We start from the raw sequence: 12,499 nt of genomic DNA, 5'->3' as shown, positions 1-12,499 counted from the left end.
GCAATACACTTATATATTGCTATCTTTTTTATTATTTCATACATCTAATTCTATTACGGATTTGTTAAATGTCATTTCTTCATACACCTTCAAATTTTGATATACCGCTCCTAGTAATGGTGCTTCTATTAAAAATTGCTCTGCTAAATTCAGTAAGTATCCTTGTAAGTGCTTCCCTTCAATAAACGAACCTTTTTCCATATCACGCTGCATCGATGACTTCATGTCATACGAAATTTTATCAATCGTTTTCATATGTTCCTCGATAATATTATCCTTAACTGGAGCCTCCATGGCTTTCATGATTTGCACAGATTCTGCAAATAAATTCCGGATAAATTCTCGTCCTCCATCACTTTCACGAATCGGTCCTATCGGTGCACGCATTAATGTTGTCACACCTGACATTACAGTAATAAATAAATATTTATGCCACATATCTTGCGTAATATTTTCACTTAAAACAAAACTAGCTTTCGTATCTGCAAATGCTTTAGAAATACGCTTTATTCTCTCTGAATCTTGAGGTTTAATTTCCCCAAATACAAGTCTGTTTGCAGCACTAGTTTGTACAATTTCTCCTTGATCGTTTAACGTCGTCTCAATAAAGCATAAACCACCCATTACTTTTTCCACGCCGAATTCCTTTTGTAATAGTGATAAATGAGCGATACCATTTAACAATGGAATTATGACTGTATTTTCACCTACAAACGGCTTTAAATCTATGGTCGCGTCGTTTAAATGATACGCCTTTGTTGAAAATAAAATCACATCAAATGGAGAAGTTCTATCTTCTTTCGTTATCAGTTTCGGTTGAAAGGAAAAATCTCCATTAACACTACGAATAACAAGTCCTTTTTCCTCTAATTGCTGTTTTCTTTTGCTGCGAACGAGAAATGTAACATCTTCTCCCTTTTCTACTAATCGGCCACCAAAAAATCCGCCGACGCCACCAGCTCCTAATACTAAAATGCGCATACTACATCCCCCTTTTCATAAAACAATCACACTAGTTTTAGTATACATAATATTATACATGTCTCCTATTAAATAAGCTGAATTTTCATTCTTAAACTAGTGAAAATGAGAGGTTATTTAATAGGAAAATTGGGCATGTTGTTTCTATAGCTTATATGGAAAGGAAACAATGTAGATGGAGGCAATACAAACAATCGAAGAAAAAGATGTAACAACAGCTATATTTCAATTTATATTCCCGTTTTCGTTTAAAACTGGATATGAACAAAATATGTTCCCTTTCTTACAAAAAAATGATTTTCGACCTTTTCGACTCGATCATCTTGAAGATGAAAATACATATTACGGGAAATTTCAAGTTTCACATCAAAATATGGAAGCATACTATCTTTCCTTTACAAATAAAATTCTCTTTCCTCATTCAGAACATCAAAAAGGATTACAGCGCTATTCTAAAGACCTTAATTTAAATGGACATTTAACAACTAACCTTATTTCCGTTCCATTCAAGATACATTCTATTGATGTAACACTTTGTCCTTATGAGCTTGGGTTCTTAACAATTCGGACAGAAATAAAAACCGCTCCTAACATGACATTATCAGAAGCGATTGAATTCGCGGCTCGCTTCCGTGTACTTGAAACTAAAAGTGATACGACTGAGACTATTTGTATTGAATGTGATGGAAAAAAATATTCACAAGTAGAAAAACTTATATTCGGTGATTTATTTCATGGTTTAACAAACTTCTTTGAGAAAAAGAGATTGCGGAGTTCTTACTTTCAAACATTCCCTTTCTTTGAAGACCAGCGAATGTATGTACAAACTTTATTATCCATAAACAAAGAGTCAGACCTTCATGTAGTCGATGTATATCGAGCTTCCAGTCTTTCCGGATTATCAGATGATGGTAAGCCATATATTAGTGCAAATAATGTTCCTTATATTCACGATTATTTAACAAAACATTCTTATCAAAGATGGGCTCCTAACCGTTACTTTATTATGGAAGAACATATTTTTACATGTATTACAAATGAAGGTGAACAAGCAGTCACTAAACTTGCTAGTCAAATGTACGGGGAGTTTTATTACGCTTTATTATTAAATTTATTTCATAAAGTTGTTTTATTAAAAATGGCAAACGCCTATGCTGAACTAAATATTGAACAAGATACAAATGAGATAGAGAAGTTAATTTACTCTATCAATTCGTTTACAGCTAACTATTTTTCTTTAGAATTAGTATCTCAATCACAAAGTGAAGATATTTTCTTCCGCTTAAGAAAACTTTTTAACATTGAAATACTATATACGAATGCCAAGCAAAATCTTGATAGTTTGTTTAAATATCAAGAGAATGTCGCCTCTAAAAAAGATAGTCTTTTATTATTAATTTTAACCCTCTACTCTGTGGTGGGCCAAATGTTAGGGTTTACGATGATTGACCTTTTAAAAAACACTGATTCAAATCATATATCTTCACCCCTTGAATATTTTGCTCTTTTAATAGCGATTAGCGGTATAGTCATTTCCCTCATTTTAGGTGCACAAGGTTTATACCAATGGGCTATACAGCATAAAAGAAGAAAAGCATGGGTAAAACAAACTGTATTATCTGCTGTTAAAGAGAAAGAAGATACAAAGTAAATAAAAAAACAGATGGCAGCACGATACTACCATCTGTTTTTTTATTTAGCTAATTCTGCTTACTTCCCTGCTTCGATTTTTTCTAATGTGGCAGCTACTTGCTCTTCTGTTAATTCGTGTTGCACGATATAACGATTACGTGGGTGTACACGACATTCATGAGAACATGCACGTAAATGTTTTGCTTCACTTTCTTCAGAACATAAAATTTTCTTGTTACATTCTGGATTTGCACAGTTTACATAGCGCTCACAAGGTTCGCCTGTAAAATGATCTTTACCAACGATAACATGTTCTTTTTGGTTTACTGGTACAGCGATACGCTCATCAAATACGTAACATTGACCATCCCAAAGTTCACCCTGTACCTCTGGGTCTTTTCCGTACGTTACAATTCCGCCGTGAAGCTGACTTACATCTTCATGGCCTTCTCGAACTAACCAACCAGAGAATTTCTCACAGCGAATTCCACCTGTACAGTACGTTAAAATCTTTTTACCTTCAAGTGTTTCTTTGTTTTCTCTAATCCAATCTGGTAATTCACGGAATGATTCAATATCTGGTTTGATCGCACCTTTAAAGTGTCCTAAATCAAACTCATAATCATTTCGTGCATCAATGATAACTGTATTTTCTTGTTTCATTGCCTCATAGAATTCTGTTGGTTCTAAATATTTCCCAGTCATTTCTTTTGGGTTAATGTCGTCTTCCAAGCGAAGTGTAACTAACTCTGGACGAGGGCGTACGTGCATTTTCTTAAATGCATGTTCATCTGCCTCATCAATTTTAAAAACGATTCCAGCAAAACGTGGGTCATTGTTCATCGCTTCCACGTATTTTTCTGTTTGCTCAACAGTTCCAGAACAAGTTCCATTAATTCCTTCTGTCGCTACAAGAATTCTTCCTTTTAACTCAAGTGATTTACAAAATTCTAAATGCTGTTCAGCAAATTCTTCTGGATTTTCAATTGTTGTGTACATGTAATATAGTAATACTCTATATGGTTTTGTAGTTGCCAATGTAGTTCTACCACCTATCTAAATTTTAAAATCATGTATAAGTTAACGTTCATATCAAAACATATATAATAAGAAAATATATACAAAATTGTACTTAGCCTATTTTCTTCTATTTACAATTTTTTCTATAAGTTAACAGAAATAAAAACAAGATTACAGAACAAAACACTACGGTTAGGTTGTAATCCCAATATATTATATATCATACAATTCCATTTCCATCAATTAATATGCTGTAATATAGGCTGTATGTTCACATAAATTTCAAAAACAACCCTATATTTTATTATCTTCTCCCTTATTCAACAACCATAAACTCCCAAAATGTTTTTGCATCGTCACACCATTCATTGCACACAGTCATATAATTTGCATTAAGGAAACTTTTATGTTCAAATGAAATCATCACATAACATATCTAAATGTATTGAAATAATGAGTAAGAATAAGGTGAACACTACTATGAATAAAAATATATCAAAAGATGAACAAGTCCCTTCTCAAAGTACAACAGTTCAATCCGCTCATTTAGCGTTAAGTGGACAAACAAAAGGATTTAAAAGACTGTTACCATTCTTAGGCCCTGCTTTTATCGCATCAGTTGCTTATATTGATCCTGGGAATTTTGCAACGAATATTGCTGCTGGATCCCAATATGGGTATTTATTACTTTGGGTAATACTCGCTTCTAATTTAATGGCTGTATTAATCCAAACTTTATCAGCTAAATTAGGAATCGCTACTGGAAGAAACCTCCCTGAAGTAGCTCGCGAAAACTTCCCCAAACCAGTTTCCATCGGTTTATGGATACAAGGGGAACTCGTTATTATGGCTACAGATTTAGCTGAATTTATCGGGGCAGCACTCGGCTTATACTTACTATTTGGAATTCCGATGTTACCAGCTGCTTTAATTACAGCGGTTGGATCATTTATTATTCTTGAATTTCAACGCAGAGGCTTTCGTCCATTAGAAGCTATTATTACAGGGATGATTTTTATCGTTGTTATCGCTTTTGGTATCCAAGTCTTTTACGCAAAACCGGAATTAAGCCCTCTTCTTTCAGGACTGTTTACTCCAAAATTCCAAGGTGTGGATAGTATTCTTTTAGCAGCTGGAATTTTAGGCGCGACAGTAATGCCGCACGCAATTTATTTACATTCGGCCTTAACGCAGCGCCGCGTAGTCGGAACAAATGATGAACAAAAGAAAAAGATTTTCCGCTTCGAATTCATTGACATTATTATTGCGATGGTTATCGCTGGAGCTATTAACGCAAGTATGCTAATTGTTGCTGCTGCACTATTCTTTAAAAATGGTCTACATGTTGAAGATCTTGATGTTGCTTTCAATCAATTTAGTAATTTAGTCGGTCCTGTATCCGCTGCTTTATTTGGAATTGGACTCTTATCAGCCGGATTATCTAGCTCTTCTGTCGGTACAATGTCCGGTGATATTATTATGCAAGGATTCATTCGCATGCATATTCCATTATATTTACGCCGATTTATAACGATGATTCCGCCTCTCGTTATTATCGCTTTAGGCGTAAACCCAACTTACGCTCTTGTAATGAGCCAAGTTGTATTATCATTCGGTATTGCGTTTGCATTAGTACCACTTATTATGTTTACAAGTAATAAAAAGATTATGGGCGCACTCGTTAACCACCGTATAACAACATTCATCGCATGGTTAATCGCTGCACTCGTTATCGTTTTAAATATTTTCTTACTGTATCAAACATTTGTTGGTTAATGAAAAAGGGTATTCCAATTTTAATTTGGAATACCCTTTTTCAGCGAAATAAATTTCTTCTAATTACCACTTATGTATGTACCTCTTTCCGGCATCATCGCTCCTTTTTCAGTTCGAAAGTATAGCGGTAATCCTTCCGTAAGAAACATACTCGTATTAGATGGATCCTGCCTCTGATGATGAATATGTAAATGTGGTTCACTTGAACTTCCTGAGTTACCGACTTGAGCAAGAACCTCCCCTTCATTTACGTGTTGTCCTTCTTTAACTTTAATTGACCCTTTCTTTAAGTGGGCGAGAAATAAAAATGTTCCTGTTTCATCTAACCGTAAATAAATATGATTCCCGGCCATTGACTGAAAATCATCATTACACCTTGAATAATCTTTATTTTCAGATTAAATTATATAATAACAAATACATTCTAGTTTCATATGAACAGGAGTGAAGACATGTTTCCTATATTAAAAACTGAGCGACTTGCATTAAGAGAACTTACCGAAGAAGATGCACCGAGTATATTACATTGCTTTTCTAATACCGATGTCCTGCGCCATTATGGCCAAAAGCCATTGCAAAATTTGGATCAAGTAAAACAAATCCTTAATAATTTTAAGTTGAGTTACAACGCAAGAAGCGGTATTAAATGGGGCATCGAATTAAAAGACAAGAAAGAGCTCATTGGAACAATTGGTTTTCACGATTGGTCTTCTGAGCATAAACGAGCAAATATAAGTTATGCCTTTCTCCCTGAACACTGGGGAAATGGATATGCCACTGAAGCGGTTTCTGAAGTTATATCATATGGTTTCCACACGCTACATTTAAAACGAATCGGTGCAATTGTCTTTCTTGAAAACGAAGCGTCAAATAAAGTGCTTTTAAAATTAGGATTTGAAAAAGAAGGTGTTCTGAAAAATTATATGTATCAAGATGATATTCCATATGATACGAATTTTTATTCTTTATTAAAATCGGTTTAATAAAAATTATATAAAAAAGAAACCTCACTCTTAAAAGTGTAAGGTTTCTTTTTTTATATAAATAATTTTACTTATTATCAATATAAGCATTCTTATAAGTATAAACGCCACCAAATTGATGCTTTTCAATTCCTTTTACATAATCCTTTTGTACATAAGCTGAACCAATATGGTAAAGCGGTGCTACCGCAGCGTCCTCTAATAGAATACGCTCAGCCTCTCGCAACGCTTCCCGTCTTTTCTTTTGATCTAGCACAAGATCATTTTTAGCTTTTTTTATTAGTTCATCGTAATGAGGATTAGAATAATTCATTTTATTATTTGGATTATTTGTCGTAAATAGCTCTAAATAACTAATTGGATCTTTATAATCCGGTCCCCAATTTACCATAGATATATCGTAATCACCTGTTTGTTCTAATTGTAATTTTTGCTTAAATGGCTGTTGTTTAATTTGTATCGTTAATCCATGCAAATTCTTCTCTAAGTCACCTTTTATATATTCCGCCATACGTTTTGCGTTATCTTGTTCAAACGTTAAGAACTCCAGTGTTACCTGTTCTACCCCAAGTTCTTTTTTCGCTTCTTCCCAAACCTTTTTCGCATTTTGTAAATCATATGGAGAAAGATCTCCGTTTTCTTTTCTAAAATCTTTGCCAGTCTCTTCAGTTATATGACCAGCTGGTACAAGTCCACTTGCAGGTTTTGCTCCGTTATTAATAAAGTGAGCAACGAAATCATCTTTATTTAACGCTAATGAAATAGATTGACGCACCTTTTTATTTGCTAACGCGGTATTTTTTTCATTAAAACGAAGCATAGCAATTCCAGGATCGCTCGACATATGTAATTCCTTATTCCCCTTATACTTGTCTACAACTTGCGAATTAATAGGTACTCGATCTAAATCTCCGGCTTCATATAAATTTACAGCTGTCATTGTATCCTTTACGATATGAAAGTTTATTTCGTCTAATTTCACTTTCTTTTGATCCCAATATGTAGCATTTTTCTTTAATTGAAACTCTTGTTCATGCTTCCATTTTTCTAATACAAATGGACCGTTATATATGAGATTACTAGGTTCCAATGCATAATTGTTTCCTTGTTCTTTCAAAAATGATTCATGCTGTGGTAAATATATAGGTAATGCTAACAACTGTAAAAAATACGGAATTGGCTGTTCTAGTTCAACTTCTAACTTATAATCATCTATTACTTTTACGCCAAGCTCATTGAGAGGAATTGTTCCCTTGTTTATTTCTTTCGCATTTTTTATATAAAACAGCATGTATGCATATTGAAACGCTGTTTCATGACTTACCGCCCGTCTCCACGCAAACATAAAATCATTTGCTGTTACTGAGTCTCCATTTGACCACTTTGCATCTTTACGCAAATCAAATGTATATTTTTTACCATCTTCACTTCTTTCAAACGACTTTGCTACTGCTGGAATAGGATGATCCTGTTCATCTAGCACATACAATCCTTCAAATATGTTTTGCATTACGTGTGCTGATGTACCATCCATCGTTTTCGTAGTATCAAGAGAAGGAATTTCTTCTGATACTGTTACATTTAACACTTGTTTTTTAGCTTCTGCATCACCTTTATTAGCTTTATTATTACAAGCTGTTAAAAATAAAGATGTAACAAGTGCCATTACCATTAAACGGCTCTTTTTTCGCTTCATGAATTGCGCTCCTTAAATATAAAATATTATAAAACGTTATATTTTGTGACTTCATTTATAATAAACCATTATTCATTATAAGTGTTTAATTATTATCGTTTTATCAAGCGACATATCAGCGATATTTTATGTCTATTTCGTATAGATGTTAGCAAGTTAGTTTGCAAACTTGTTTGCACTTTTTATATTTCTTCTATTACATACACTTTCACAAACACATCATACCTAGCTGCTAACCCTTCCAGTTTCTTTCCTCTGTATTTGGTGACTGTAAAGAAATGAATGACTGGTATCTTCCCGTTATATTTCTGCTTATATATTTGAGTGAACTCTTCATACTTTTTTAACTTCTCTTCATTTACTTTCATTTTCTGTGACCGATCTACTTCGACTGCATGAAGTATCCCTTCTTCGTCACGAAATTTCACATCAGGAATATAAAAAAATACGGGGTAACATTGAAATCATCATTCCAGATGAAATAAAGAAAGAACACGAAAAAAGAATAAAAGAGAATGGAGATAGCTCATCCTCAAAAATATAAATAAAAGCCGTAATTAACGGCTTTTATTTTTTGTCACCAAACTATTCTTTTGTTAAACAATTATTAATTCACTTTAATATATTCATACCACCACTTACCACCTGGTCGAGTATCCATCCACCAAGTGATTTTATCTAGTTCTGAATTAGGCAATACTTCAGTTTGGATATAAGCAAGACCTGTTAATGGATTAACAACAACTTTTCCCTTTGTTCCTCGTTCAACCATAGCTTGAATCGCTTCATTTAGATAGTTTATACCGAATTCACCAGACTTAACATATTGATATCCACCATTAGAACCGCCGTTTCCTCCACCATCCCCAACAGTTTGTCCCGTTAGAGCATATACAATAGAATTTGCGATTTTATCAACATTCCATTTAGCCATGTCGGATTCGTTATCGATGAATCCTAATTCGATAAGAATAGCTGGTGCTTTAGTTCCATTCAATACAGCTAAATCTGTACGTTGTTTCGCGCCACGATCACGCCATCCAATATCTTTTGCTAGTTGAGCTGAAATTTTAGCCGCCAGGTCTTTCTGATCATAATACAGAACTTCCACACCCTGTCCATTCCCATCACTTGCATTAAGATGAAAAGAAACAACCAAATCCGCATTATGGGAATTGCTATTACGAACGATATTATTTAAATTTTGCGCTTGAGTACTTCCTACTTCGTCTGTATCATCATAGACTGTGTGTCCTAAAGCTCTTAACTTAGCTGCCACCGCATCTTTCACCTGACGATCCATAATATGCTCTTTTCGATTTCCTGAATTAGCCCCTTGTACAATACTGTTGTGCCCTCCGTGTAAACTATAACGTGTCATTATTCAACATCTCCTTTCTTATTATCATATTCAGAACTTGTCTTATTGCTCTTGCCACCTAAAATTTCAACTGCATTCGTTAGTTCTGAAGGTAGTGGAATTCCCATACAACCAGCGTTTTCTAAAATTGAAAGCAACTCATTTCCGATAAAAAAATTGTCTCTTCACGAATAGCACTATTACTTCCAAGTGCTGTATCTAATTGGGTTGCCACTCCAATCAAAAGAAAAAGCACCACCTTTTTGGCGATGCCTTTGAAGCCAACTTTACTTTTTAACCTGCACACAGGACGTTCAATGCTCCGTAAAAAGTACCTGTATCTACACTGTTTATTGTTCCAAGTGTAACCGTATTCCCGTAATCATTTGTACCGCCGAAAACAGTAATGATATCTGCGGCATCGGTCATGTTTACATATCTTGTACACATTGACTGGTCGTGTCCTTCCCACACTGCTATACGAGACCCCGAAATAACATAGTTGTAAGGAATTATATTATTAGCATTACTAATCACTTTCCAATAAGGAGTGTCTGCATAATTTAGTGATGTCATACTATCTCCTAATACAGCAAATATTGCAGCAGAAATACCAATAGAAAGATGCGACATTCTATTGAATATTTATTCGTTCAAGAAAAAAGCTACCCTTTTTTAAAAAGGATAGCTTTTTCAACCGACATATAATACCTATCTTTGTAAACCTCGTTTAAAACGACTTGCTTCGAATATAATACGCTCTTCATCTAATGTTTTACATTCACCATTCCAAACAACACGTTTACCGTTAATAATTACATCACTTATATCTTTTCCACTAGCTGCATATACAAGATGCGATAACACTTCATCTGCTGGTTGTAAATGCGGCTTATTAGATGGATCAATCGTAATAAAATCAGCACACTTTCCAACCTCAAGTGATCCCGTTTGTTTCATCCCAATTACTTCTGCTGCTCCTTTCGTCGCAAGAGAAAGAGCTGTTTCAACTGGCAATGCTGTTGCATCTTGATGAATACCTTTTTGTAATAAAGTCGCAATACGCATTTCTTCAAACATATCTAAATTATTGTTAGACGCAACACTATCTGTAGCAATCCCTACTTTAACCCCTGCTTCTAGCATCGCTTTTACATTCGCTATACCAGAACCTAATTTTAAATTACTATTCGGATTATGAGCTACTCGAACATCATGTTCTGCTAAAAATGCACGCTCATTTTCATTTAATACTACTCCATGCGCAATAACTGTTGGACGTTTAAACAATCCGCAACTTGCCGCATATTCTACTGGACGTTTTCCGTACTGTGCTTCAATATCACGTACTTCACGATCTGTTTCAGAAAGGTGGATATGAACCATAGTTTGATTTTCTACTGCAATACGTGCACACTCTTCTAACAGTTCTGTGGAACATGTATATGGACTATGCGGTGCAACCATCGTAGTTAACATACCACTTTCCTTATAATATCGCTTTACATATTTCTCCGCTTCTTCAATTGCTTTCTTTTCATCTTCTTTCGTTCCGAAGCTAAATAAAGTTCTTGAAACAGCAGCTCGCATTCCACTTTTTGACACCGTTTCCATAATTGCATCTTGATCTACTCCAATTGGATTAAACATATCAGAGAATGATGTTGCACCACTTTTCACCATTTCAAGTAATCCTAATTCCGTACTAGCAACCGCAAGCTCTGGAGTAAACTGGCTTTCAAGTGGCCAAATTCTCGTCTCAAGCCACGGCTGTAATAACATATCATCGCCAATACCTCTCAAAAGACTCATTACAACATGTGTATGTGTATTTACAAGCCCAGGTAAAAGCCACTTTCCTTTCATGTCAATTACTTCATCCACTTCAAAATCGTTAGCGAATTCTCCGCTATTTACATCTATAATTTGATCATTTTCTACAATGATATATCCATTTTCTATCACTTCATTTTGTTCATTCATCGTTACAATTGTAGCGTTTACATAAGTTGTTTTCAAAAGTATTTCCCCTTTCAACTCTATGAAGTTCCCTTTAACAAGTTACCACCATTATAGTAACTTATTAAAGATTAAGAGTCAAAAGATAATTTTAATTCTTTCATTATCTTTTCCTTCAAAATGTCATATTGTTTGTCATTTGTATCTGCAAATGCTTCTTCACGGCTCGACTTCACGTCCATATAGTTTAATTTTTCATGAAATTGAGTCCAAGTAAAATCATGCCTTTTCCCATCCACTGTATTGTAAAAATGCCACACTTCTCCTACTTTCGTCTTTTTTATCTCTCCCCCGCATAATTCTTGAATAATAAGGGCCGTTACACCACATTGTCCCTTTGCCGGGTTTTCGCTCGTCCACTTAGAACTCGTTTCTATTGACCAAGATTTTATTAACGCTTCATATATTGGTTTTGTCTTTTTATTATCCATTCTCAGCTTCCCCTGACATTGGTAGTTTTACACACGATATTGTAAAAGAGGTAAAAGGCGATTTTTAAAAACCGTTGATGGTGTCTCACCGATTTGTTTTGCCCCCATTTTCACGTAAAATCCTTTCGCATTTGGATCACTATCAATCGTAAAACTTTTCAATCCTAGTTCATTTGCTTGCTCTACTACAAACCTCCAAAGTATTTTCCCGTATCCTTTTCCTTTATAACTAGGATAAATGTATAGGAAATCGAGAGCATTTTCATTATGTAAAAATGAGAAAAATCCAATCTTCGCATCATCATTTTCTAAAACATATACAAAAGTTATTTTTTATGTAATCCTCTGAGATCGTTAATTCTTCCTTACAAGCTAAAATAAATTCTTCACTATAACCCCAAGTAGCTTTTGAATGTAGTGCCAGTTGACTTAGTTCATTCGCTTCACTTACTACTGCTTCTCTTACCTTCATGATTCTTTCTCCTCACCTTCGATATGTAAACTACTAAAGTGATTCGGAAAGTAATTCAAAAAATCTTTAATTTTCATAGATTAGAAATCCACTTGCTTCTTTTATAAATTGCATTATAATATAGAAAAG

10 protein-coding genes and 5 pseudogenes are annotated in these 12,499 nt (G+C 34.5%); 3 read left to right on the top strand and 12 right to left on the bottom strand.

Annotated elements, in window-relative coordinates; genetic code table 11:
* Positions 1-36: 36 nt before the first annotated feature.
* Entirely contained in the window at positions 37-981 is a 945-nt protein-coding gene (gene panE, locus V7038_RS13795; RefSeq protein WP_070128222.1) for a 2-dehydropantoate 2-reductase, read from the bottom strand.
* Between the two features lie 175 nt (positions 982-1,156).
* Between panE and V7038_RS13790 the strand changes: the two genes are divergently transcribed.
* Positions 1,157-2,632: a hypothetical protein gene (locus V7038_RS13790; RefSeq protein WP_071151141.1), complete on the top strand. Its 1,476-nt coding sequence runs from the start codon at positions 1,157-1,159 to the stop codon at positions 2,630-2,632.
* Between the two features lie 59 nt (positions 2,633-2,691).
* On the opposite strand, the gene trhO is transcribed toward V7038_RS13790, so the two are convergent.
* The gene (trhO, locus tag V7038_RS13785) at positions 2,692-3,651 is read right to left on the bottom strand and encodes an oxygen-dependent tRNA uridine(34) hydroxylase TrhO (protein WP_016094288.1); all 960 of its coding nucleotides are present in this window, start codon (positions 3,649-3,651) and stop codon (positions 2,692-2,694) included.
* A 462-nt stretch (positions 3,652-4,113) separates the two neighbouring features.
* On the opposite strand from trhO, the gene V7038_RS13780 reads away from it, so the two are divergent.
* Entirely contained in the window at positions 4,114-5,409 is a 1,296-nt protein-coding gene (locus tag V7038_RS13780; protein WP_002158339.1) for an Nramp family divalent metal transporter, read from the top strand.
* A 59-nt stretch (positions 5,410-5,468) separates the two neighbouring features.
* Here the strand turns inward: V7038_RS13780 and V7038_RS13775 are convergent.
* A pseudogene (locus tag V7038_RS13775) lies at positions 5,469-5,780 on the bottom strand (M23 family metallopeptidase); the annotation flags it as partial.
* Positions 5,781-5,861: 81 nt separating this feature from the next.
* Between V7038_RS13775 and V7038_RS13770 the strand changes: the two are divergent.
* Positions 5,862-6,392, top strand: a complete 531-nt coding sequence (locus V7038_RS13770) for a GNAT family N-acetyltransferase (protein WP_335470541.1) — start codon at positions 5,862-5,864, stop codon at positions 6,390-6,392.
* Between the two features lie 67 nt (positions 6,393-6,459).
* Here the strand turns inward: V7038_RS13770 and V7038_RS13765 are convergent, their stop codons facing one another.
* From V7038_RS13765 to V7038_RS13730, 9 genes and pseudogenes are all read right to left on the bottom strand, one after another.
* Positions 6,460-8,088 carry a peptide ABC transporter substrate-binding protein gene (locus V7038_RS13765; protein ID WP_002202422.1) on the bottom strand — a complete coding sequence of 543 codons (1,629 nt, stop codon included), beginning with the start codon at positions 8,086-8,088 and terminating at the stop codon, positions 6,460-6,462.
* A 182-nt stretch (positions 8,089-8,270) separates the two neighbouring features.
* Positions 8,271-8,525: pseudogene (locus V7038_RS13760) on the bottom strand (replication-relaxation family protein); the annotation flags it as partial.
* A gap of 170 nt (positions 8,526-8,695) precedes the next feature.
* A complete protein-coding gene (locus V7038_RS29545) occupies positions 8,696-8,860 on the bottom strand; it encodes an N-acetylmuramoyl-L-alanine amidase C-terminal domain-containing protein (RefSeq protein ID WP_369811979.1) in 165 nt (54 codons plus the stop codon).
* Between the two features lie 99 nt (positions 8,861-8,959).
* Positions 8,960-9,469 (bottom strand): annotated as a pseudogene (locus tag V7038_RS13755) (N-acetylmuramoyl-L-alanine amidase); the annotation flags it as partial.
* Positions 9,469-9,746, bottom strand: a pseudogene (locus V7038_RS13750) (phage holin family protein); the annotation flags it as partial. The pseudogenes V7038_RS13755 and V7038_RS13750, both read right to left, overlap by 1 nt.
* Complete coding sequence (locus V7038_RS13745; RefSeq protein WP_198285141.1) at positions 9,743-10,081, bottom strand: SGNH/GDSL hydrolase family protein; 339 nt, start codon at positions 10,079-10,081, stop codon at positions 9,743-9,745. The pseudogene V7038_RS13750 and the gene V7038_RS13745, both read right to left, overlap by 4 nt.
* A gap of 78 nt (positions 10,082-10,159) precedes the next feature.
* Complete coding sequence (locus V7038_RS13740; protein WP_335470537.1) at positions 10,160-11,485, bottom strand: bifunctional S-methyl-5'-thioadenosine deaminase/S-adenosylhomocysteine deaminase; 1,326 nt, start codon at positions 11,483-11,485, stop codon at positions 10,160-10,162.
* Between the two features lie 53 nt (positions 11,486-11,538).
* Entirely contained in the window at positions 11,539-11,898 is a 360-nt protein-coding gene (locus V7038_RS13735; protein WP_002158353.1) for a YunG family protein, read from the bottom strand.
* A 27-nt stretch (positions 11,899-11,925) separates the two neighbouring features.
* Positions 11,926-12,370, bottom strand: a pseudogene (locus V7038_RS13730) (GNAT family N-acetyltransferase).
* Positions 12,371-12,499 lie beyond the last annotated feature (129 nt).

Origin of the sequence: Bacillus sp. JJ783 (genome assembly GCF_036963225.1) — a bacterium.
Lineage (GTDB): Bacteria > Bacillota > Bacilli > Bacillales > Bacillaceae_G > Bacillus_A > Bacillus_A cereus_U.
This window is presented reverse-complemented; position numbering and strand designations above follow the sequence as displayed.

Bases quoted from the DNA above. Each gene is read 5' to 3' on its own strand.
- V7038_RS13735 (WP_002158353.1), bottom strand. From the start codon at position 11,898: ATGGATAATAAAAAGACAAAACCAATATATGAAGCGTTAATAAAATCT.
- V7038_RS13790 (WP_071151141.1), top strand. From the start codon at position 1,157: ATGGAGGCAATACAAACAATCGAAGAAAAAGATGTAACAACAGCTATA.
- V7038_RS13770 (WP_335470541.1), top strand. From the start codon at position 5,862: ATGTTTCCTATATTAAAAACTGAGCGACTTGCATTAAGAGAACTTACC.
- V7038_RS13745 (WP_198285141.1), bottom strand. From the start codon at position 10,081: ATGTCGCATCTTTCTATTGGTATTTCTGCTGCAATATTTGCTGTATTA.
- panE (WP_070128222.1), bottom strand. From the start codon at position 981: ATGCGCATTTTAGTATTAGGAGCTGGTGGCGTCGGCGGATTTTTTGGT.
- V7038_RS29545 (WP_369811979.1), bottom strand. From the start codon at position 8,860: ATGGTTGAACGAGGAACAAAGGGAAAAGTTGTTGTTAATCCATTAACA.
- V7038_RS13780 (WP_002158339.1), top strand. From the start codon at position 4,114: ATGAATAAAAATATATCAAAAGATGAACAAGTCCCTTCTCAAAGTACA.
- V7038_RS13765 (WP_002202422.1), bottom strand. From the start codon at position 8,088: ATGAAGCGAAAAAAGAGCCGTTTAATGGTAATGGCACTTGTTACATCT.